We start from the raw sequence: 21,512 nt of genomic DNA, 5'->3' as shown, positions 1-21,512 counted from the left end.
CACAGGGAACACGAACCGGTCACAGAGCCGTGACCGAGAAGGTGTCCACGGCCACGTCGAAGTACTCCCGGGCCTCGCGGACCTTCCCGACCGGCGCCGACACCCACACGTCGTACATCCGACCGCCCTCCTCCCAGCACAGGTCGTAGGTGTGGCGCGGGCCCTCGGCGGCGCTGAAGCCGTTCCAGGTGAACTCCCAGAGCGCGGCGGGGTGTCCGGCGTGCGTGGTCTCGGTGACCTTGCCGTCGTGGTAGCCGGGGTTGGTACCGGCCCCGTCGGCCGCCGCCCGGCCCATCACCGCGGCGGGGCCGCCCGTTTCGGGCTCGGCGACCTTGACGCCGAGGCGGAAGGCCTGCCCCGGGGAGAGGTAGAAGACCCGCTCGCCCTGCCGCTCACGGGTGAAGTCCTGCGGTACGGCGAGGGAGAAGCCGGCCGGATCCCGGGCGGTGCGGTAGCCGGAGGGAGCGGTGTGGGTGCGGGAGGCCGCGGGGGCGCTGCTCGGGGTGGCCGCCGGGGACGGCGAGGCGCTGGTGGCGGTCCGGGACGGGGGGCTGCTCGTCGGGGTCGCCGGGCTGGTCGCCGTACCGCTCGGTATGCCGCCGCGCCCGTCCCCGCCCTGGCGGAGCAGCAGCGCCGCAGCGGACACGCCGGCCCCGGCCACCGCGGCCACGAGCAGCGCGGCGATCAGCACTCCGCGCGCCGACTGGCGGACGGCCGGGGGCTGTTCGCCAGTGGGCGCCGACAGGGGGACCGACCCGCGCGGCACGTCGTGCTCGGTCGGTGTGTAGGAGGTCTCGGCGCTACGGCCGCCGGAGTCGTCGGTCCCGGGCACACGGCCCGTGCCCGGGGTGCCCGGCGCGGCCGGGGTGCGGCCCGTCTCCAGGAACGTCCGCAGCATCCGCTCGGCCTGCGCCGCGCCCAGCCGGCGGTCGGGGTCGCGCTCCAACAGGCCCCGTACGACGGGCAGCAGCGGCTCGGCCTGCGCGGGTGGCCGGATTTCGGCGGATACGACGGCGTGCAGGATGCCGCCGAGCGAGTCGCGCCGGAACGGCGACTCGCCGCTGAGCGCCGTGCACAGCAGCGCGCCGAGCGACCACAGGTCGGACTCCGGACCGGTACGCGTGCCGGACATCCGCTCCGGGGCGGTGTACTCGGGCGAGCCGACGAAGGAGCCGGTCTCGGTGAGTGTGGTGGCGCCAGCGACCTGCGCGATGCCGAAGTCGGTGAGCACGACCCGGCCGGTGTCGGCCTCGATCAGCACGTTGGCGGGTTTGATGTCCCGGTGCAGCACCCCGGCCGCGTGCGCGGTGTCCAGCGCGCTCAGCAGGTCGATGCCGATCCGGGCGACCTCCGCCGCGTCGACCGGGCCACCGGAGGCGATGCGGTCGGCGAGCGAGCCGCCGTCGATCAACTCCATGACGATGTAGGGGCGTTCGTCCTGCTCGACCACGTCGTGCACGACGATGATGTGCGGGTGCCGCAACTGCGCGACCGCCCGCGCCTCGCGGAAGGTGCGGTCACGGCGGCGGCGGGCGTCGTCGTCCGTGACGGAGTCGTCCGGGGCGAGTTCCTTGACCGCCACCAAACGGCCCAGCACCTGGTCGCTCGCCCGCCACACGACGCCCATTCCGCCGCGCCCGATCCGCGCCTGAAGGCGGTAACGGCCCGCGATCACACGGAAGTCGTCCACCTCGGATCCCATGAGCCTCATCATGCCGTACCGGCCGGACGCGATCGGGGCGGTGATCGGCCAAGCGTGGAGCAGTCAGCTCGCGTTCGGCTGCCAGCCCTGCAGAACCGCCTTGAACTGCTTGCTCGTCTCCGCCCAGTCCGCCGCGGGCGACGAGATGTAGATCGCGTACTCGGTGCCCTCCTGGGACATGTACGTCTCCTCGACGGCGCGCCGCGGTCCCGGGAAGGGCGTGTCCTTCGGCTGCGCGGTCCAGGTGGACTCCCAGACGGAGCCGTCGAGGTCGCGGTAGATGTTCTTCTCCAGCCGGACGCGTTGATAGGCGACCAGCCGCTTACTGAGCCGCTCCTCCAGATTGAGCTGGTGCGAGTAGGCGTCCTTGAAGTCCGGCGAGGTGTCGATGGCGATACGGACGAAGTGCCGGCCGCCGTCGGGCGTGTAGTCGACCTGCCTGAGGTCACCGGGAATTCCGACGACCTTCCGCGACCAGCCCTTGGGCAGGTAGATGCTGAAGCCCCATGCGTCGTGGTATTGCTTCCACGAAGCGGGCACCGTTCCGCCGGAGCCCGGCGTGGCGCTGTCGCTGACGGAAGGTGACGTCGTGGCCCGGCTCGCGTCCCTGCCGGTCGCGGTGTTCTGCTCCCGGCCGCGCCACTCCTGGAAGGCCACCGCCGCGCCGGCGCCGAGCACGGCCGCGACGGCGACGACGAGGACGAGGGTGCGCAGCCGGCGCTGGGGCCGTACCGCCGCGGTGCCGCCCGCCGCGCCCGGCGGCGTGGGTTCCAGGGCCGTCGGCCCGGTCGCGGAACGGCCCGCACCCGCCGCTGCTGCGGGACCGTAGCCGGGGGTGGTCCCTGCGGAGTCGTAACCGGTGGGGCCGTATCCCGAGGTGCCCGCTCCGGAGGTGTACGGCCCGCTGGTGCCCAGGCCCGAGCCCTGCGTGGGCACGAACGCCTGCGCGACCCTCGGCCGGCGGCCCTCCACCGCCTCGGCGAGCATCTGCTCCGTCTCCTCCGCGCTCGGCCGCTGGGCCGGCTCCTTGCGCAGCAGGGCGGTGATGACGGGGCCCAGCGGACCGGCGTACCGGAGCCCTTCCGCCTCCTCCTCGACGACCGCCTGCATGGTGCTCAGCGGTGAGGTGCGGCGGAACGGCGAACGGCCCTCGACCGCCGTGTACAGCGTGGCGCCGAGCGCCCACAGGTCCGAGGAGGGGCCGGGGTCCTGGCCGCGCACCCGCTCGGGCGCGAGGTAGTCGACCGAACCGACGACCTCTCCGGTGCGGGTGATGGTGGTGTCGCCCTCGATCTGGGCGATGCCGAAGTCGGTGAGCAGGACCCGGCCGTCCCGGCCGAGCAGCACGTTGCCGGGCTTGACGTCCCGGTGCAGCACTCCGGCGGAGTGCGCGGCGCGCAGCGCCCGCAGCACCCACAGGCCGATCCGTGCGGCCTCGCCCGGCTCGATGCGGCCGCGGTCCTTGACCGCGTCGGCCAGCGAGCTGCCCTCGACCAGTTCCATCACGATCCACGGGCGGCCGTCGTGTTCGAGTACGTCGTGCACGGTGACGACGGCGGAGTGGTTGATGCGCGCCGCGGCGCGGGCCTCGGCCCGGGTGCGGGCGAGCAGGACGGCCCGGTCGCCCTCGGAGACGTAGAGCGCTGCGGTCAGCTCCTTGACGGCCACCTTCCGGTGCAGCACCTCGTCGTGGGCGCGCCACACCCGGCCCATGCCACCGCTGCCGATCGAATCGGCGAGCCGGTAGCGGCCCGCTATCAGCAGGCCCTGCATCTGATTCACGTTGCCCCGCAATGCTCTTGACAGGGTCAGACTAAGGACCGTCCTGTCCTCTGGGAACCAGCGGGGTACCAAGGTGACAGTCCTGTGACGGTTGACGCTCCGGCCCGCGAACGGGAACCGGATCGCGGTTCCCTCAACCGGTATACGGGGAGCTCACCGGGTGTAGCGGTACGTCGCGGTGGCCTGCTCGTACAGCCGTGTCACCTCGTCCCGCTCGGCCTCCGGACCGCGGACCTGGACGATGTGGTAGCGGCCGTTCAGCAGGATCGCCATGTTGCGCACGTACAGGTCGCGCCCCTGCCCGTCGGTCCAGGTGAACTGGCCCTCGGCCATGGTCCGTCCGCCCACCGTGATGGTGCGCAGACCGGTGGCCGTGGCCCAGCTGGAGTCCCGGTACGGCTGGAGTTCGCGCTCCTTGTCCCGCTGGTAGACCATCGGGTCGCTGCCGTAGGACGAGGTGCCGTCCCGGCCCGGTACGACGAGCAGCTCGAAGTTCCCGTGCGCGTAGACCACCTGGCCGCTGCCGTTCTTGGGTGTGCGGTCCCAGCCCTTGGCGACGGCGACCTGGAAACCGTCCGGATCGGTGCGCAGGGTGAACCCGTCGGCAACGGAGGGCTCGCCGCCGGTCTGCGTCTCGGTGGCGGGCGCGGACGCCGAGGGGCTGCCGTCCGACGACTTCCCGCCCGACGACTGCCCGGGGGGCGGCTGTTGGGTGCGGGTGGGCGCGGGGCCCCCCCGCCCCGCGCTGCCGGTGCGCTCGCTGCCCGCCGCGCCGCTCTCCCCCTGCTTCGGCATGAACAGCATCGCGTACGCCACCGCGCCGGCCAGCAGGAGCAGGATCAGCAGGAGCAGCGTCCGGCCGAGGCTGCGCGGCGAGCGGGCCTCCTCCCGGGCCCGCTTGTGGCGGCCGTGCGGATGGGTCGCCGGCACCCCGGCGCGCCGCCGCCGCACCAGCTCGCCGCGGCGCCGGACGATCGGCAGGCGGCTCGCGTCGGCGGGCGGGACGGGGACCACATCGGCGCCGGCGTCCGGCTCGGGTGCGGAACGCACCAGCGAGCGCAGCCAGCCGCTCAGTTCCTCGAAGTCCAGCCGGTTGGTGGGGTCCTGGCGCAGCAGCGACTCCACGACCGGGCGCAGCGGCCCGCACTCCTCGGCGAAGGCGGGCGGCTCCGCGCACACCAGCTGCACCAGCTCGGCCGTGGACTCCTCTGGGTAGGGCGCGTGTCCCTGGACGGCCCGAAAGAGCAGCGCGCCAAGGGCCCACAGGTCGGTGGCGGGCCCGATCGGCGCCGCCAGCTGCCAGTTCTCGTGCACCGGCCCGGCCTGCTCCGGCGCCCACCGCTCGGTCACCGGCCCCACCACGGTCATCCGCACCTGCCGCGCCCGCTCGGCGGCGAGCGCGGTGCCGGGACCACGGCGCACGGCAGCCCCCGAGTCGTCCCATCGGGAGGCGGTGGGCGCCGCGCCCGCGGAGAAGTCGCGCCCCTGACCGGGAATGGGCACGCCGTGGCCGGAAGCGCCCGGATGCCCGGCGGACGCCTGGCCGGACACGGGCGGGTGGCCGGAACCGGGCCCTTCGCCCGGGCCTGATGCCCCCGGGGGCAGTCCGCGTCGCTGCCGGTCGGGGCCCGGCGCGGTCGCGGTGTCACCGGAACCCGTGCGCGGTGAGGCGCCGTGCCAGGGGGCGCCCTGCGCCCCGTAGGGGTCGGGGATCCGGCCGGGGGGCGGGGTGGCCGGCCCGGAGGAGTACGGCGGCTGTGCCGTGCCGTCGGCCCCGGCGTCGTGCTCCGCGGGCGGGCGGGCTCCGGGCAGTGCGGGGCGACCGCCCTGCTGGGCTTCCTGCACCCGGGCAGCGGCCCGGGCCCCCGCACGGTAGGCGGCGATGGCTCCGGCCCGCGCGGCGCGGATGTCGTCACCGCTGTCCAGGGTGCTGCGCCCGGGCGGTCCCGCCACCGTGGCCCCACCGGACATCCCGTTCGCGCCCGGCACCGGCAACCCGCCGGCCGCCCGCGCCCGGATCGCGGCCCGCCGCGCGGCCTCGGGGTCCGCGTCGGGGGAGGCGACGGATCCCGCGGAGGCGACCGGGCCACCGGAACCAGGCCCACCACGTCCGCCGGAGCCACGGAAGCCCTGACCGCCCGGGCCGTCACCGGCTCCGCCGCCCGGCCCGACGGCCCCCACCGGTCCTTCCCGGCCCTCCTGCGCGTCCTGGCCGTCCTGCACCGGCACCGGGTCGTACCCGCACAGCGCCTCCTCGGCCGCGCCGACCGCGAGGCCGGTCAGCATCACGCGGCCGTCGTCGCAGACCAGGACCGTGCGGGCGGTGATGTTGCGGTGCACCCAGCCGTGGGCGTGCAGGACGCGCAGCGCCATGAGCACGTCGGAGGCGACCTCGGCCGCCCGGTACGGCGTCAGCGGCTGCTCGGCCAGCAGCGCGGACAGCGGGCGTGCGGCCACCCACTCGCTGACGATCCACAGCGAGCCGCCCTCGGCGAACACGTCGAAGACCTGGTCCAGACGCGGATGGTCGGGGATGCGGGCCGCCGCCTGCGCGGCCTCGACGGCACGCCGTACCGCCGGATCCGAGGGGCGCCGGGTGGCGGTCCGGGCCGCAGGGGTGCGGCGCGCGCCGCGCTCACGAGCGGTGAACCCCTCGGGCAGCCCCTCCGCGTCGAGCACCTCGGCCTCGACGACCTCCGGCAACGGCACCTGACGGACCAGCACTTCCTGACCGCTGTAGGTGTCGAAGGCGCGGGTCTCGGTCAGTTCGTACTCGTCGGACGGCGGCAGCGGCAGGCGGTAACGGTCGGCGAGCACCCGGCCCGCATAGTCGTCCACGTTGCCTCCCCCGGCCGCCTGGTCGTTCACATCCGTTCCCCATACGGCCCGTTCCGCATCCACATCCGGCTCCGTACGGTCCGCAACCATTCACGATACGTGCCGGAGGCAACCCGCATTGAGGGGATGACGGATTCTCACGGCCCCGAACCGGGCTCGTTCACATCACGACTTGGGCTCGAAGGACGCCGTCAGCGTCTTCCACGTGCCCTTGCGCAGCCCGCTGTCCCACGTCGAGGCCTTCGCGGTGTACATCAGCCCGTAACCGAGGTGGTCGTTCACCACAAAGCCCCTGTCGATCGTGCGGTACTTGGTGCCGTCGATGTAGGTGAACTCCCAGTCGGCCGTGTTCCAGCCGCGGTAGTCCACCTTCTCAATGCGGATCCTCTGGTACCCGGAGCGCACCATGGAACCCTCCTGGTTCTTCCAGTCCGCAACCGGGTCGTTCTTGGGAGCACTTGTCCACGCGACGAGCAGCTTCTGCCCGTCCGGCCCTGTGTAGCGGTCACCGGCGCGGTCGGTGGACTGGTACTTCCACCCCTTGGGCAGCCCGATCGAGTACCCCTGGCCACCCTTGCGGGTCGACTCCACGGGCGCGCTGCCGCCGTTCTTCGAGCCGGACCCGCGGGATTCCGCGCTGCCGGACGGGTCGGTGGTCGCCGCGCCGTCCGACCCGGACCCGGTCGTGGCGGACGCCGAGGTGCCCCCGTCCCTCCGTGCGCCGCCGTCGGTGCTTCCCTTGCTCCCTGTGCTCCCTGTGCCCTTGTCCTGCTTGGTGGAGGCGCTCGCGCTCACCCCTGGCTTGACAGCGCCGCCGTTCGTGTCGCCCTTGTCGTCCCCGCCGAAGGTGACGGCCAGTACGGTGCCGATCACCGCGAGGGCGACCACCACCGCGATGATCACCAGCGTCCGCTTGGGCACCACGTCGGTGAGCGGCGCCCTCGGCACCGGCCGCGGCGGCAGGTCCAGATCCGGCGGCGGCATCACGGGCCATCCGGAACTCGGCTTCGTCGAGCTGGAGTTCGGCGCGGCGGAAGCCTGGGCCGCACCGGCCGGCCGGCCGGGCGCTCCCGCTCCCGCCACCCCGGAGGAGCCCGAACCGCTCCCCACGGCCGACTCAGCGCCGGTACCCGGCGCCGCCGTACCGCCGCCGCTCTTCGCCCGCACGGCCGCCGCCGCGCCGGCCGCCCCGGCCGCCTTGCGGACCGAGCGCAGCGCGCCGCGCAGCTTCTCCCCGGCATCCTCGCCCCCCTTGGCCGCGGGCCCACCGGGCTGCGCCGGCAGCGGAACCACCCGCGTGGCGTCCATGGGCTCGGGCTCGGGCGCGTGGATCACCTGGTTGAGCATGGCCCGGGCGCCGGCGTCGTCGAGTCGCTGGGCCGGATCCTTGTCGAGCAGGCCGTAGATGACGTCCCGGAGCGGGCCGGCGTTCTTGGGCTCCTCCAGGGGCTCGGTCATCACCGCGGTGAGCGTGGCGATCGCCGAACCCTTGTCGTACGGCGGCAAGCCCTCGACCGCCGCGTACAGCAGGCCTCCCAGGGACCACAGGTCGGCCGCGGGGCCCGGCTTGTGCCCGCGGGCGCGCTCCGGGGAGATGTAGGAGGGGGCGCCGACGAGCATGCCGGTGGAGGTGATGGACGGATCGCCCTCGACCTGCGCGATGCCGAAGTCGGTGAGCACGACCCGGCCGTCCTCGGCGATGAGCACGTTGGACGGCTTCACGTCACGGTGCAGGATGCCCTCGCGGTGTGCGGAGCGCAGCACGTCGAGGACGGCGAGGCCGACCTCGGCCGCGCGCTTGGGCTCCAGCAGGCCGTCCTCGCGGATGACCTCGGCGAGGGACTTGCCCTCGACCAGCTCCATGACGATCCAGGGCCGGTCGTCCTCGTCGACCACGTCGAAGACCGTCACCGCGCTGTTGTTGCGGATCCGGGCGATCGCCTTGGCCTCGCGCAGGGTGCGCGTGATCAGGCGCCGCTTCTCCTCCTCGTCGATGTTCGACGGGAACCGCAATTCCTTGACAGCGACCGTCCGGCCCAGGGTCTCGTCCTCGGCGCGCCACACCGTGCCCATGCCGCCGCGGCCCAGTACGTCTCCCAGCCGGTACCGCCCGGCGAGAAGACGACGCTCGCTCTTGTCCTGACGAGTCTCCTGACGAGATGTCCCCGCCCGCTCCGCCTCCGACATGCGTCCCCTCATGCAACCCGCCCTGACAGAGCCTCCATTGTCCCTCACCCGACAAGTGGCCAACGCCCAGGGTGCCCCTGACTGCCCGTGAGGGCATGCGCACCGAGGGCCCCGGCAAAAGCCCGCATTCCGCCTACCGAGATGATGGGCCGGGACAAGGAGGGAGCCCGGATGCCGACGCTTCGGACAGTCCTGTCCATACCGGTGTTCCTGGCCCTGCTGCTCGCTCCCACCGCGTCGGATGCGGGCCCTGCCTCCGGTATCGGCTCCGTGTCCGGTGCCACGGACGCCGCCCTCCCCCTGCTGGTCGCCGAGGGCGGGGCACCCGCCGCCGCCCTGCTGAACCGGGACGGGAACCGCTCCCGCTACACGGCCGCCGGGCAGGGCATCGCGCGGGCCGACCACTTCCGCGCCGGCAGCGTCACCAAGACCTTCGTCGCGACGGTCGTGCTGCAACTGGCCGCGGAGCACCGGCTGTCCCTGTCCGACACCGTCGAGCGGCACCTGCCGGGACTGCTCCGTGGAGCCTGCGCCGACGGACGGCACATCACCCTGCGCGCCCTGCTCACCCACACCAGCGGGCTCGCCGACTTCACCCGCGCCACCCACGGGACCGTGCCCCTGACTGCCCTTCAGGCCGTGCGCATCGCTCTCGCCCTCCCTCCGACCCCACCGGGCCGCTATTCCTACTCCAGCACCGGCTACGTCCTGCTCGGCATGGTCGTCCGCCAGGTCACCGGCCACTCGTACGCCACCGAGGTCCGGCGCCGGATCATCGCTCCGCTGGGCCTTACGGGCACCTCCTTTCCCGGCTCCCGCAGATCTCTGCCGCTGCCGCACGGCCGCGCCTACGCCGCCGACGGCTCCGACGTCACCGAGCTCGACCCGCGCGTGGCCGGCGCGGCGGGTGAGCTGGTGACCACGCTCGACGACCTGGACCGCTTCTACGCGGCCCTGCTGGACGGCGAGCTGCTGCCCTCGCGCCGACTGCGCGAGATGCTCAACACCCGTGCCGCACAGGGCTCGTACGGCATGGGTATATTTCCGGCAAAGCTCCCGTGTGGCGTCACGGTCTGGGGACACAACGGCCGCATCTCCGGCAGCTACGTGCGCACCGCGGCCACGGTCGACGGCCGTCGCGTCCTCACGTTCCGTGTGAACACGACGGCGATTGCAGATCCCGGCCTCGAACCCCGGCTGCTCGCCGCCGAGTTCTGCCCTCGCACCCGGTAGAACGCGCGGGGGCCGAGCGGAGATCCCTGCCCTGGTCACTCGTTCGGGTGATATCGGCTGATCGTCCCCACCGGCTGCGGACCGTTCGTCCCGGCAGCCACCGCCGGCGAGGCCGAGCGCCGGGCGCCGGGCGCCGTTGCGGCGGGAAGGAACGTCACTGGAGCGGCACGATGTCCGGCGCGCCCAGTCGCGCCGCGTCCGCCGTCTGGTCGTCCGGCTGGAGCTGGGACTCCCGCTCCGCCTCGACCCGCTTCTCGTAGTGCTCCACCTCGCGCTCGATCTGGTCCTTGTCCCAGCCGAGTACGGGCGCCATCAGCTGCGCGGCCTCACGTGCGCTGCGGGTGCCCCGGTCGAAGGTCTCGATGGAGATACGGGTACGGCGGGTGAGCACGTCGTCCAGGTGCCGGGCGCCCTCGTGCGAGGCGGCGTACACGACCTCGGCGCGCAGATAGTCGTCGGCGGCCTGCAGCGGCTCGCCCAGGGCGGGGTCGGCGGCGATGAGGTCCAGGATCTCCTCGGCCGTCGAGCCGTACCGATTCAACAAATGTTCCACACGGACGACGTGCAGTCCGGTGCGGGCGGCGATCCGCGCCCGTGCGTTCCACATCGCCCGGTAACCCTCCGCGCCGAGCAGTGGGATCTCCTCGGTGACGCAGTCGGCGACGCGCATGTCGAGCCCGTGCACCGCCTCGTCGACGGCGTCCTTGGCCATCACCCGGTACGTCGTGTACTTGCCGCCCGCCACGACCACCAGGCCCGGTGCCGGATGCGCCACGGTGTGCTCGCGGGACAGCTTGCTGGTGGCGTCCGACTCGCCGGCCAGCAGCGGGCGCAGGCCCGCGTACACGCCCTGCACGTCATCGCGGCTGAGCGGGACGGAGAGCACCGAGTTGACGCGCTCCAGCAGGTAGTCGATGTCGGCGCTGGAGGCGGCCGGATGGGCCTTGTCGAGGTCCCACTCGGTGTCGGTGGTGCCGATGATCCAGTGCCGGCCCCAGGGGATGACGAACAGGACCGACTTCTCGGTGCGCAGGATCAGACCGGTGGTGGAGTGGATGCGGTCCTTGGGCACGACCAGGTGGACGCCCTTGGAGGCCCGGACGTGGAACTGGCCGCGCTCGCCCACCATGGCCTGCGTGTCGTCGGTCCACACTCCGGTGGCGTTGACGATCTGCTTGGCCCGGATCTCGTACTCCCCGCCACCGTCCACGTCCTGCACCCGGGCGCCGACGACCCGCTCGCCCTCGCGCAGGAACCCGGTCACGCGGGCCCGGTTGGCGGCCTGCGCGCCGTACGACACCGCCGTGCGCACCAGGGTGGCCACGAACCGCGCGTCGTCCACCTGCGCGTCGTAGTACTGCAGGGCGCCGACCAGGGAGTCCTTCTTGAGGCAGGGGGCCACGCTCAGGGCGTGACGTCGGGTGAGGTGGCGGTGTATGGGCAGGCCCCGGCCGTGCCCAGGGGCCATGGACATCGCGTCGTACAGGGCCACGCCCGCGCCTGCGTACAGGCGCTCCCAGCCCTTGTGCTGGAGCGGGTAGAGGAACGGGACGGGTTTCACGAGGTGCGGGGCGAGCCGCTCCAGGAGCAGGCCGCGCTCCTTCAGGGCCTCACGGACCAGGGCGAAGTCGAGCATCTCCAGATAGCGCAGGCCACCGTGGATGAGCTTGCTCGACCTGCTGGAGGTGCCGGAGGCCCAGTCGCGGGCCTCGACCAGGCCGGTGGACAGGCCGCGGGTCACGGCGTCCAGCGCGGTACCGGCGCCGACCACTCCGGCGCCGACCACCAGCACGTCCAGCTCGCGCTCCGCCATCGCCGCCAGTGCCTCGGCACGCTGTGCCGGGCCCAGAGTCGCTGTCCTCACCGCTGCCTCCCGCTGTCGAAGAACTCGCCGCGTCGGCCGCACCCGGTGGGCGAAGCCCGGTTCACCCCCTCCTCATGCCCAAATTCTGACCGGCCTGCCCGACTTCAGCCACCACGCGCTTCCAACCTGTGGACAACACGCGCACAACCCCCGGAAGACACACGAACACAATCCCACATAACGGTCATATTTACTCCTAGTGTGACAGTGCTCCCGCTCATGCTGTCCACAGCGGTTGCCCCTCTGTCCCGCTTCGGTTACTGGGAAGGACGGCCCACGCCATGCCCGCAGACCTCGCCGTCATCGGACTCGGTCCCTACGGCCTGCCGCTCGCCCAGGCCGCCGTCGCCGCCGGCATCCCGACCATCGGGTATGCCACCGGCCCCGAGGCGGGCTCGCTCAGCCCCGCCGAGCTGCGCCGGATGCACACGGCCGGCTTCCGGCCGGCCACCGACCCGGCCCAGCTCGGCCGGGTGCGCACCGCGGTGATCTGTGCGCCCACCCCGCGCGGTGCCGACGGCGGGCTCGACCTCGTCCAGGTGGAGGCGGCCGCCCGCACGCTCGCCGAACGGCTCCGGCCGCACACCACGGTCATCCTGGAGTCACCGGTGCTTCCGGGGACGACGGAGGAGTTCCTGCGTCCGCTGCTGGAGCAGGGCTCCGGCCTGCGCGCGGGCCGCGACTTCCACCTGGCCTACTCGCCCAGCCGCGTCGACCCCGGCAACCGCGACCACCCCCCCGCCGGCACGCCCAAGGTCATCGGCGGCCTCACCCCCGCCTGCACGGAGTCGGCCGCCGCGTTCTACGGCCGTATCACCGACAAGGTCGTACGCGCGCGTGGGCTGCGCGAGGCGGAGACCGTGCAGCTGCTGGAGACCAACTACCGGCACGTCAACATCGCGCTCGTCAACGAGATGGCGGTCCTGTGCCACGAACTGGGCGTCGACCTGTGGGACGTCATCCGGTGCGCGGAGACCAAGCCGTTCGGCTTCCAGGCGTTCCGGCCGGGCCCGGGGGTCGGCGGCCACGGCGTCCCGCACGACCTGACCGGCCACGCGACCCGCACCCTGCGCATGGTGGAGCTGGCCCAGCAGGTCAACCACCGCATGCCCCGGTACGTCGTCCAGCGCGCCGCCGCCCTGCTCAACGAGCACGGCAAGTCCGCGCGCGGCGCGCGCGTCCTGCTCCTCGGTGTCACGTACAAGCCGGACCTCGCCGACCTGCAGGGCACGCCCGCCCAGGAGATCGCCGTCCGGCTGATGGAGTTCGGCGCCACTGTGAGCTACCACGATCCTCACGTGCCCGCGTGGAGTGTCCTGGACCGCCCGGTTCCGCGCGCGGACTCCCTGTACGAGGCCGCCGCCGACGCCGACCTGACGATCCTGCTCCAGCAGCACCGGACGTACGACCTGCAGGGGCTGTCGGTGAAGGCACAGCTGCTGCTCGACACGCGGGGGGCCACGCCTATGGGGGCGGCGCATCGGTTGTGAAGACGAGGCGCGTGGGCGGGCGGGCACCGGCTCTGGTGGCACGCGGGGCGGACGGCACCCCCCGCAGGCCCGTCGCCCTGGCCGCATTTCCCCTGAAGCCGCACGCCCCCGCACCACCGCACCACCGCACGCCCCCGCACCACCCCATGCGCCCCCACCGGCCCGGCCGGACATGCGAAAGGGGGCCGGTCACCTCCGCCAGGCGACCGCCCCCCCTCACGTCGTACGGACTACCGCTTGTGCTGCGCGTCCGCCACCGTGACCTCGACCCGCTGGAACTCCTTCAGCTCGCTGTACCCGGTCGTGGCCATGGCCCGGCGCAGCGCGCCGAAGAAGTTCATCGAGCCGTCCGGCGTGTGAGAGGGACCCGTGAGGATCTCCTCGATCGTGCCGACCGTGCCCAGGTCGACCTTCTTGCCGCGCGGCAGCTCCTCGTTGACCGCCTCCATGCCCCAGTGGTGGCCCTTGCCGGGCGCGTCCGTGGCGCGCGCCAGCGGGGAGCCCATCATCACGGAGTCGGCGCCGCAGGCGATCGCCTTCGGGAGGTCGCCGGACCAGCCGACACCGCCGTCCGCGATCACGTGCACGTACCGGCCGCCGGACTCGTCCATGTAGTCGCGGCGGGCCGCGGCCACGTCGGCGACCGCGGTGGCCATCGGGACCTGGATGCCGAGCACGTTGCGCGTGGTGTGCGCGGCGCCGCCGCCGAAGCCGACCAGGACGCCGGCCGCGCCGGTGCGCATCAGGTGCAGGGCGGCGGTGTAGGTGGCGCAGCCGCCGACGATCACCGGGACGTCCAGCTCGTAGATGAACTGCTTCAGGTTCAGCGGCTCGTGCGAGGACGACACGTGCTCCGCGGAGACCGTCGTACCGCGGATGACGAAGATGTCCACGCCCGCGTCCACGACCGCCTTGGAGAACTGGGCGGTGCGCTGCGGGGAGAGCGCGGCCGCCGTGACCACGCCGGAGTCGCGCACCTCCTTGATGCGGGCACCGATCAGCTCTTCCTTGACGGGCGCCGCGTAGATCTCCTGGAGGCGCCGGGTCGCCTGGTCGGCGGGCAGCTCGGCGATCTCGTCGAGCAGCGGCTGGGGGTCCTCGTGCCGCGTCCACAGGCCCTCGAGGTTGAGGACGCCCAGGCCGCCCAGCTCGCCGATGCGGATCGCGGTGGCCGGGGAGACGACCGAGTCCATGGGGGCGGCCAGGAAGGGCAGCTCGAAGCGGTAGGCGTCGATCTGCCAGGCGATCGAGACCTCCTTCGGGTCTCGCGTACGGCGGCTGGGGACGACGGCGATGTCGTCGAAGGCGTACGCCCGGCGGCCGCGCTTGCCGCGCCCGATCTCGATCTCAGTCACGTCTTGGCCTTTCCCTGATGCGTGCAGCGTCTTCCAGTATCGCCGACGGGTACGACAAGGGCGGCCCCGGATGCCCCGGGACCGCCCTTTCGCTGCCGTCACGCCTGCGCGTACGTCACTTCTTGTTGCTGTAGTTCGGGGCCTCGACCGTCATCTGGATGTCGTGCGGGTGGCTCTCCTTGAGGCCCGCCGAGGTGATCCGCACGAAGCGGCCCTTGGATTCCATCTCCTCGATGGTGGCGGCGCCCACGTAGCCCATGGTCTGGCGCAGGCCGCCGACGAGCTGGTGCAGCACGTTGGACAGCGGGCCGCGGTAGGGCACCTGGCCCTCGACGCCCTCGGGCACGAGCTTGTCGTCGGACGCCACCTCGGCCTGGAAGTAGCGGTCCTTCGAGTACGACCTGCCCTGGCCGCGGGACTGCATGGCCCCCAGCGAGCCCATGCCGCGGTACGACTTGAACTGCTTGCCGTTGATGAACAGCAGCTCGCCCGGCGACTCCTCGCAGCCGGCGAGGAGACTGCCCAGCATCACCGTGTCGGCACCGGCGGCGAGCGCCTTGCCGATGTCGCCGGAGTACTGCAGACCGCCGTCGCCGATCAGCGGGATGCCTGCCGGACGGGCGGCGAGGGCGGCCTCGTAGATGGCGGTGACCTGCGGGACTCCGATGCCGGCGACCACGCGGGTGGTGCAGATCGAGCCCGGGCCGACGCCCACCTTGATGCCGTCGACACCGGCGTCGATGAGCGCCTGGGCGCCGTCGCGGGTGGCGACGTTGCCGCCGATCACGTCGACGTTCACGCTGGACTTGATCTTCGACATCCAGCTGAGGGCGTTGCTGTTGTGGCCGTGCGAGGTGTCGACGACCAGGAAGTCCACACCGGCCTCGGCGAGCGCCTGGGCGCGCTCCAGCGCCTCGGGGCTGGCGCCGACGGCGGCACCGACGAGCAGGCGGCCCTCGGCGTCCTTGGCGGCGTTCGGGTACTTCTCGGCCTTGACGAAGTCCTTGACGGTGATCAGGCCCTTGAGGACGCCCTCGTCGTCGACCAGCGGAAGCTTCTCGATCTTGTGCTTGCGCAGCAGCTCCATGGCCTCGGGCCCGGAGATGCCGACCTTGCCGGTGACCAGCGGCATCGGGGTCATGACCTCGCGCACCTGGCGCGTGCGGTCGCTTTCGAAGGCCATGTCGCGGTTGGTGACGATGCCGAGCAGCTTGCCGGCCGGGTCGGTGACCGGGACACCGCTGATGCGGAACTTGGCGCACAGGGCGTCCGCCTCGGCGAGCGTGGCCTCCGGGTGCACCGTGATCGGGTCGGTGACCATGCCGGACTCGGAGCGCTTCACCAGGTCGACCTGGTTGACCTGGTCCTCGACGGAGAGGTTGCGGTGCAGCACGCCGACGCCGCCCAGCCGGGCCATCGCGATCGCCATGCGGGACTCGGTCACCTTGTCCATCGCCGCCGAGAGCAGCGGGATGTTGACCCGGACGTTGCGGGAGATGCGGGACGAGGTGTCGACCGCGTTGGGGAGCACCTCGGATGCGCCCGGCAGCAGCAGCACGTCGTCGTAGGTCAGCCCGAGTGTCGCGAATTTACCGGGCACTCCGTCGACGTTTGCAGTCATGACACCTTCCCCAAATGGCCTTGATCGGTGCGGATGTCCATGCTAACGGGAAGCGTCGCTAGCAAATTCCACGGTACGGGGTCGCTTCAGGCCTCGTATGTACGGAAGCGAGTGCGCAGCTGTTCAGAAGAGGGAGCTGCGAGGGCTCCGCCCAAGGGTGTTACTGCTCGGCGAGCGCGCGCAGACGGCTCAGCGCCCGATGCTGGGCCACCCGTACGGCGCCGGGTGACATTCCCAACATCTGCCCCGTCTCCTCCGCGGTCAAGCCCACGGCGATGCGCAGCAGGAGCAGTTCGCGCTGGTTCTCCGGCAGGTTGGCCAGCAGCTTCTTGGCCCACTCGGCATCGCTGCTGAGCAGGGCGCGCTCCTCGGGGCCGAGGGAGTCGTCGGGGCGTTCCGGCATCTCGTCCGAGGGGACGGCCGTGGAGCCGGGGTGGCGCATCGCGGCGCGCTGCAGATCGGCGACCTTGTGCGAGGCGATGGCGAAGACGAAGGCCTCGAAGGGGCGGCCGGTGTCGCGGTAGCGCGGCAGGGCGAGCAGGACCGCCACGCAGACCTCCTGGGCGAGGTCCTCCACGAAGTGGCGCGCGTCGCCGGGGAGCCGGGACAGGCGGGTGCGGCAGTAGCGCAGCGCCAGGGGGTGGACATGCGCGAGCAGATCGTGCGTGGCCTGCTCGTCCCCCTCGACGGCACGATGCACGAGCGCACCGAACGCCCCATGGGCCGTGCCCGCCTCGTCGTCGCGCATCGGTCCATGGTGCCCTGTGGCCGTCCGGTCCGTCGCATTGTGCTCGTGGTTGTGCACCGAAGCGTTATGAGCAGGTGCGCCGGCACTCATTCCCTGCGCCCTCCCCTTCCGCTCGACCGACTCGTCCCCGAGAGACTCCACATCTCAAGGATGCGGCATCCGCGGCGAAACGAGCAGCGGGTGTCCGGCGGCCCGTCGTGCGCGACGCCTGCCGAGGTACATGACGGTGCCGTACACGCGGGCCGCACACTCCCGGCACGCCGCCGCCGAGCGGCCCGGGACCGCGGTATCGCCGCCGGTGGCGGACGCGCGACGCGGCCACCACCGCGAACGACCGTACGCGCAGTCCGCGCCGTTCCGTGGCGCGTCCCGCACAAGCCCAGGCGCGGCCCGGACCCGTCGAGGGAGGATCCGGTCCTCCGCGGCGGCGGACCTGGCACCGGCACGCAGCAGTTACGTTCCCGCCCGGGGCGGTGAACCGGCGAGCGGCCTGTCTCAGGCCTCCCCGGGGCGGCTGGGCCGGCCCCGCGAAAGCACCTCATGTCGGCTTCCGCAGGCAGCCAGGTGCCGCGCCCCCGGGAGCGGCCAGGACGACACGAGGGGTGCTTCGCGTCCAGCCCGGCAGGCTGCCAGGGCACCGCGTGAGGCACCCCGCGCCCATGCCTGGGAGCGCGCTGGACGCCCGAACCGCCCGCTCCTGCCGGAGGAGGCGCATCGGCGTCCGGCTCCGGAATGGATGTCCGGGGCCGGATCGCCCCGCCTGCCCGGCAGGGACGCGCACTGGCTACCGGACCAGTCCCCAGCGGAAGCCGAGGGCCACCGCGTGGGCCCGGTCCGAGGCGCCGAGCTTCTTGAACAGGCGGCGGGCGTGGGTCTTGACGGTGTCCTCGGAGAGGAACAGCTCGCGGCCGATCTCGGCGTTGGAGCGGCCGTGGCTCATGCCCTCCAGTACCTGGATCTCGCGCGCGGTGAGCGTGGGCGCGGCGCCCATCTCGGCCGAGCGGAGGCGGCGCGGGGCCAGACGCCAGGTCGGGTCGGCGAGGGCCTGGGTCACGGTGGCCCGCAGCTCCGCGCGCGAGGCGTCCTTGTGCAGGTAGCCCCGGGCGCCGGCGGCGACCGCGAGGGCCACGCCGTCCAGGTCCTCGGCGACCGTCAGCATGATGATGCGCGCGCCCGGGTCGGCGGACAGCAGCCGGCGCACGGTCTCGACGCCGCCCAGGCCGGGCATGCGTACGTCCATCAGGATGAGGTCGGAGCGGTCGGCGCCCCAGCGGCGGAGGACTTCCTCGCCGTTGGCCGCCGTCGTCACGCGCTCGACGCCGGGCACGGTCGCGACCGCGCGGCGGAGCGCCTCTCGGGCAAGCGGGGAGTCGTCGCAGACGAGGACGGATGTCATGACCGCCCTCCGCAGCTGATGCGCGTCACCTTGAGCCTCCAGGCTGGTACGGAATCGTCACCTGTGCGGTCGACCGTCTCGGACGCCTGCCCGAGCACTTGTGTTTTCAACCGCCTCCGCACTCTCAACGACGGTCACTCGAAAGAGTTACGGGGCTGCGTGCCGTCTTCGGCACTCTACGTGAGGGTGCCGACACGGTGCAGACATGGCCGACGGACCCCCAACTTTTCACCACAACCTGTGCCCCATTTAGCCGTTTTTGCTCCCGTTTCTCGGTGTCTGGAGCTAGATTCGCAATGAGTCATATTTTCATCTTCTTAGACCGGAGATGTACGGTCGTCGGCACCGTATCCGCCCAGAACGGCTACAAGGGGTCACGTAATGGCAGATTTCTCCCGCCTTCCCGGACCGAACGCGGACCTGTGGGACTGGCAGCTGCTGGCTGCCTGCCGCGGCGTGGACAGCTCGCTCTTCTTTCACCCGGAGGGCGAGCGCGGGGCGGCTCGGAGCGCTCGCGAGAACTCGGCCAAGGAGGTTTGCATGAGGTGCCCGGTCCGTGCGGAATGCGCGGCGCACGCGCTGGCTGTGCGCGAGCCGTACGGCGTCTGGGGCGGCCTGACCGAGGACGAGCGTGAGGAGTTGATGGGGCGGGCACGCAACCGCTTGGTGGCGGCATCCACCACCAGCGGGGACACCGCCTCACACCGCTGAAGGAACGTTTCTGCACCCACGGCCCACGGGTGCAGCCATTTTCACCACCGGGCACGCCATGCGCGTGCCCGTGACTCTGCCGACGTACCCCTTATGCGCGCCCGGCCGCCCGGGCCAGCTGCTCCAACGTCGCCGCCACGGCCGGCACCTGTGCCAGGTCGGGCAGGGTGAGGGCGACGATCTGGCGCCGCACCACCGGTTCCAGCGCCACCGTGCGCACTCCCCTCGGCCGTACCGACTCCACCGCGAGCTGCGGCAGTACGGCGACCCCGAGACCGGCGCCGACCAGCCCGACCACCGCCGGATAGTCGTCGGTGGCGAAGTCGATGCGGGGCGTGAAGCCGGCGCTCTCGCACACCTCCACCAGCTGGCCCCGGCAGCGCGGGCAGCCCGCGATCCAGGGCTCCCGGGCCAGCTCGCCGATGGCGACGGACTCCCCGCTCGCGAGCGGGTGCCGTTCCGGTACGAGGGCCACGAGACGGTCCATCAACAGGGGCCGTACGACCAGGTCGTCCCACTCCTCGGCCAACGCGGCGCCCTCGTAGCGGAAGGCCAGGGCCAGGTCGCAGTCGCCCTCGCGCAGCAGTTCGACGGACTTCGGGGGTTCGGCCTCCTCCAGGAAGACCCGGGTGCCGGGGTGGGCGGCGCGCAGGGCGGCCAGGGCGGTGGGGACCAGGGTGGAGCTGCCGCTCGGGAAGGAGACCAGCCGGACCCGGCCGGCCCGCAGGCCCGCGATGGCGGCGACCTCCTCCTCGGCGGCCGTGAGCCCGGCGAGGATCCCGGAGGCGTGCCGGACGAGGGCCTCGCCGGCCTGGGTGAGGCGCATCTCGCGGCCGGTGCGCACCAGCAGCGGGGTGCCGACAGAGGCTTCCAGGGCCTTCATCTGCTGGCTGACGGCGGGCTGGGTGCAGCCCAGCTCCCGGCCCGCCGCCGAGAAGGAGCCGGTGGTCGCGACGGCGCGCAGGACGCGGAGATGACGGGCCTCGATCACCCTCCGAGCATAAGCCCGGCTTGGGACCGGCGCCGAATATTGCGTCGACGCTTTGAGGTGCGGTCCCCTACGGTGCGGGCATGAAGCTTCTCTCCCTCAATCTCGGCCGCCCGCGGCCGGTGCCGTACACGGACCAGCCGGAGGGCGTGACGGGCATCGGCAAACAGCCGGTCGAGGAAGCGGTGCGGGTGGCGGCTCCCGGACCCAAGGGGGTCGGCGCGAGCGGCGTCGCGGGGGACGCGGTGTGCGACACGCGCCATCACGGCGGCGACGACCAGGCGGTGTACGCCTACGCGCGTGAGGACCTCGACGACTGGGAGCGCGAACTGGGCCGACCGCTCACCAACGGTTGCTTCGGCGAGAACCTCACGACCGCGGGTCTGGACGTCTCCGGGGCGCTGATCGGCGAGCGCTGGCGGATCGGCTCCGGGCTGGTTCTGGAGGTGACCTCGGGGCGGATTCCCTGCCGGACGTTCCAGGGCCATTTGGGCGAGCGGGGATGGGTGAAGAGGTTCACCCGGAAGGGCGTGACCGGTGCCTACCTGCGGGTGATCGAACCGGGTGAGATACGGGCGGGCGATCCGATCGAGATCGTGCACCGGCCGGACCACGCAGTGACGGCGGCGCTGCAGTTCCGCGCGGTCACCACCGAGCGGGAACTGCTGCCGAGGCTGCTCGTGGCGGGCGACGCGCTGCACGGCGAGACGCTGGCCGCGGCCCGCAAGTACGCCGCCGCGCAGACCCGCTGAGGCGCCGTCATCGGGCAGCGGACGCTGTCGGTCCGGGTCACTAACCTTGGGCCATGACAACGGCTCTGATTACGGGATCGACCGCGGGAATCGGTGCCGCGTTCGCGCGGCGGCTGGCGGCTGACGGGCATGACCTCGTCCTGGTGGCGCGGGACACCAAACGGCTGCGCGAGCAGGCGACCGAGCTGCACGACCGCCACGGCATCGAGGCAAAGGTGCTGACGGCCGACCTCGCCGAGGACGAGGGTATCGAGGCGGTGGCCGGCCGGCTCGGCGACCGGAAGAACCCGGTCGACCTGCTGGTCAACAACGCCGGCTTCGGCAACAAGGGCCGCTACCTCGAAGTGCCGATGGCCGACGAGCTGCGGATGCTGAAGGTGCACTGCGAGGCGGTGCTGCGGCTGACGTCGGCGGCGTCCGAGGCGATGCGGGAACGCGGGCGCGGCGGGGTGGTGAACGTCGCCTCCGTGGCGGCCTTCGTGCCGCGTGGCACGTACGGCGCCTCGAAGGCCTGGGTCGTGCAGTTCACCCAGGGCGCGGCCAAGGACCTGGCCGGCAGCGGGGTGCGGCTGATGGCGCTGTGCCCCGGCTTCGTGCGCACCGAGTTCCACCAGCGGGCCGGGATGGGCACGGACAACATCCCGGGCTGGATGTGGCTGGACGCGGACAAGCTGGTCTCGGCGGCCCTGGCCGACCTCGCGCGCGGGAAGACGCTGTCCATCCCGGACCCCCGGTACAAGGCGCTGATGGGACTGGTGAAGGTCACCCCGCGCGGGCTGCTGGGCGGTGTCAGCTCCAGGACGGGGCGCAAGTACGGGCCCCAGTAGGACGGGTGGCGGCCGCGT

The 21,512-nt window shown here is 72.6% G+C and carries 15 protein-coding genes; 5 read left to right on the top strand and 10 right to left on the bottom strand.

The genetic code is table 11. The features are described from left to right. Positions 1 to 19: 19 nt before the first annotated feature. From ACFZDC_RS10790 to ACFZDC_RS10775, 4 genes are all read right to left on the bottom strand, one after another. Positions 20 to 1,702: a protein kinase gene (locus tag ACFZDC_RS10790; RefSeq protein WP_391322314.1), complete on the bottom strand. Its 1,683-nt coding sequence runs from the start codon at positions 1,700 to 1,702 to the stop codon at positions 20 to 22. Positions 1,703 to 1,765: 63 nt separating this feature from the next. Next, positions 1,766 to 3,475: a protein kinase gene (locus ACFZDC_RS10785; protein ID WP_391322312.1), complete on the bottom strand. Its 1,710-nt coding sequence runs from the start codon at positions 3,473 to 3,475 to the stop codon at positions 1,766 to 1,768. A gap of 162 nt (positions 3,476 to 3,637) precedes the next feature. Next, complete coding sequence (locus ACFZDC_RS10780) at positions 3,638 to 6,322, bottom strand: protein kinase (protein WP_391322310.1); 2,685 nt, start codon at positions 6,320 to 6,322, stop codon at positions 3,638 to 3,640. Between the two features lie 165 nt (positions 6,323 to 6,487). After that, the gene (locus ACFZDC_RS10775; protein ID WP_391322307.1) at positions 6,488 to 8,509 is read right to left on the bottom strand and encodes a protein kinase; all 2,022 of its coding nucleotides are present in this window, start codon (positions 8,507 to 8,509) and stop codon (positions 6,488 to 6,490) included. 171 nt (positions 8,510 to 8,680) lie between these two features. On the opposite strand from ACFZDC_RS10775, the gene ACFZDC_RS10770 reads away from it, so the two are divergent. Continuing rightward, complete coding sequence (locus tag ACFZDC_RS10770; RefSeq protein WP_391322306.1) at positions 8,681 to 9,742, top strand: serine hydrolase; 1,062 nt, start codon at positions 8,681 to 8,683, stop codon at positions 9,740 to 9,742. Between the two features lie 154 nt (positions 9,743 to 9,896). Here ACFZDC_RS10770 and ACFZDC_RS10765 read toward each other — a convergent pair whose 3' ends face one another. Beyond that, positions 9,897 to 11,606 (bottom strand): FAD-dependent oxidoreductase, encoded by a 1,710-nt coding sequence (locus ACFZDC_RS10765; RefSeq protein WP_391322304.1) that lies wholly within the window; start codon positions 11,604 to 11,606, stop codon positions 9,897 to 9,899. A gap of 281 nt (positions 11,607 to 11,887) precedes the next feature. Here ACFZDC_RS10765 and ACFZDC_RS10760 point away from each other — a divergent pair, with 281 nt between their 5' ends. Then, positions 11,888 to 13,096: a nucleotide sugar dehydrogenase gene (locus tag ACFZDC_RS10760; RefSeq protein ID WP_391322302.1), complete on the top strand. Its 1,209-nt coding sequence runs from the start codon at positions 11,888 to 11,890 to the stop codon at positions 13,094 to 13,096. Positions 13,097 to 13,326: 230 nt separating this feature from the next. On the opposite strand, the gene ACFZDC_RS10755 is transcribed toward ACFZDC_RS10760, so the two are convergent. From ACFZDC_RS10755 to ACFZDC_RS10740, 4 genes are all read right to left on the bottom strand, one after another. Further along, complete coding sequence (locus ACFZDC_RS10755) at positions 13,327 to 14,451, bottom strand: GuaB3 family IMP dehydrogenase-related protein (RefSeq protein WP_391322300.1); 1,125 nt, start codon at positions 14,449 to 14,451, stop codon at positions 13,327 to 13,329. Between the two features lie 115 nt (positions 14,452 to 14,566). After that, positions 14,567 to 16,072, bottom strand: a complete 1,506-nt coding sequence (gene guaB, locus ACFZDC_RS10750; RefSeq protein ID WP_391322298.1) for an IMP dehydrogenase — start codon at positions 16,070 to 16,072, stop codon at positions 14,567 to 14,569. A 160-nt stretch (positions 16,073 to 16,232) separates the two neighbouring features. Beyond that, entirely contained in the window at positions 16,233 to 16,820 is a 588-nt protein-coding gene (locus ACFZDC_RS10745) for an RNA polymerase sigma factor ShbA (protein ID WP_391322296.1), read from the bottom strand. 784 nt (positions 16,821 to 17,604) lie between these two features. Further along, positions 17,605 to 18,216 carry a response regulator transcription factor gene (locus tag ACFZDC_RS10740; protein ID WP_003948568.1) on the bottom strand — a complete coding sequence of 204 codons (612 nt, stop codon included), beginning with the start codon at positions 18,214 to 18,216 and terminating at the stop codon, positions 17,605 to 17,607. A 381-nt stretch (positions 18,217 to 18,597) separates the two neighbouring features. On the opposite strand from ACFZDC_RS10740, the gene ACFZDC_RS10735 reads away from it, so the two are divergent. Next, positions 18,598 to 18,927 carry a WhiB family transcriptional regulator gene (locus ACFZDC_RS10735; RefSeq protein WP_391322294.1) on the top strand — a complete coding sequence of 110 codons (330 nt, stop codon included), beginning with the start codon at positions 18,598 to 18,600 and terminating at the stop codon, positions 18,925 to 18,927. A 91-nt stretch (positions 18,928 to 19,018) separates the two neighbouring features. Here ACFZDC_RS10735 and ACFZDC_RS10730 read toward each other — a convergent pair whose 3' ends face one another. Next, a complete protein-coding gene (locus ACFZDC_RS10730; RefSeq protein ID WP_391322292.1) occupies positions 19,019 to 19,918 on the bottom strand; it encodes a LysR substrate-binding domain-containing protein in 900 nt (299 codons plus the stop codon). Positions 19,919 to 19,998: 80 nt separating this feature from the next. Here ACFZDC_RS10730 and ACFZDC_RS10725 point away from each other — a divergent pair, with 80 nt between their 5' ends. Continuing rightward, positions 19,999 to 20,667 carry an MOSC domain-containing protein gene (locus tag ACFZDC_RS10725; protein ID WP_391322290.1) on the top strand — a complete coding sequence of 223 codons (669 nt, stop codon included), beginning with the start codon at positions 19,999 to 20,001 and terminating at the stop codon, positions 20,665 to 20,667. 53 nt (positions 20,668 to 20,720) lie between these two features. After that, positions 20,721 to 21,494, top strand: coding sequence for an SDR family NAD(P)-dependent oxidoreductase (locus tag ACFZDC_RS10720; RefSeq protein ID WP_391322289.1), 774 nt, complete (start codon positions 20,721 to 20,723; stop codon positions 21,492 to 21,494). Positions 21,495 to 21,512: the final 18 nt, after the last annotated feature.

Origin of the sequence: Streptomyces sp. NPDC007905, from assembly GCF_042959345.1 — a bacterium.
Lineage (GTDB): Bacteria > Actinomycetota > Actinomycetes > Streptomycetales > Streptomycetaceae > Streptomyces.
Note: the sequence above shows the minus strand (reverse complement) of the source record. Positions and strands in the feature narration are given on the sequence as shown.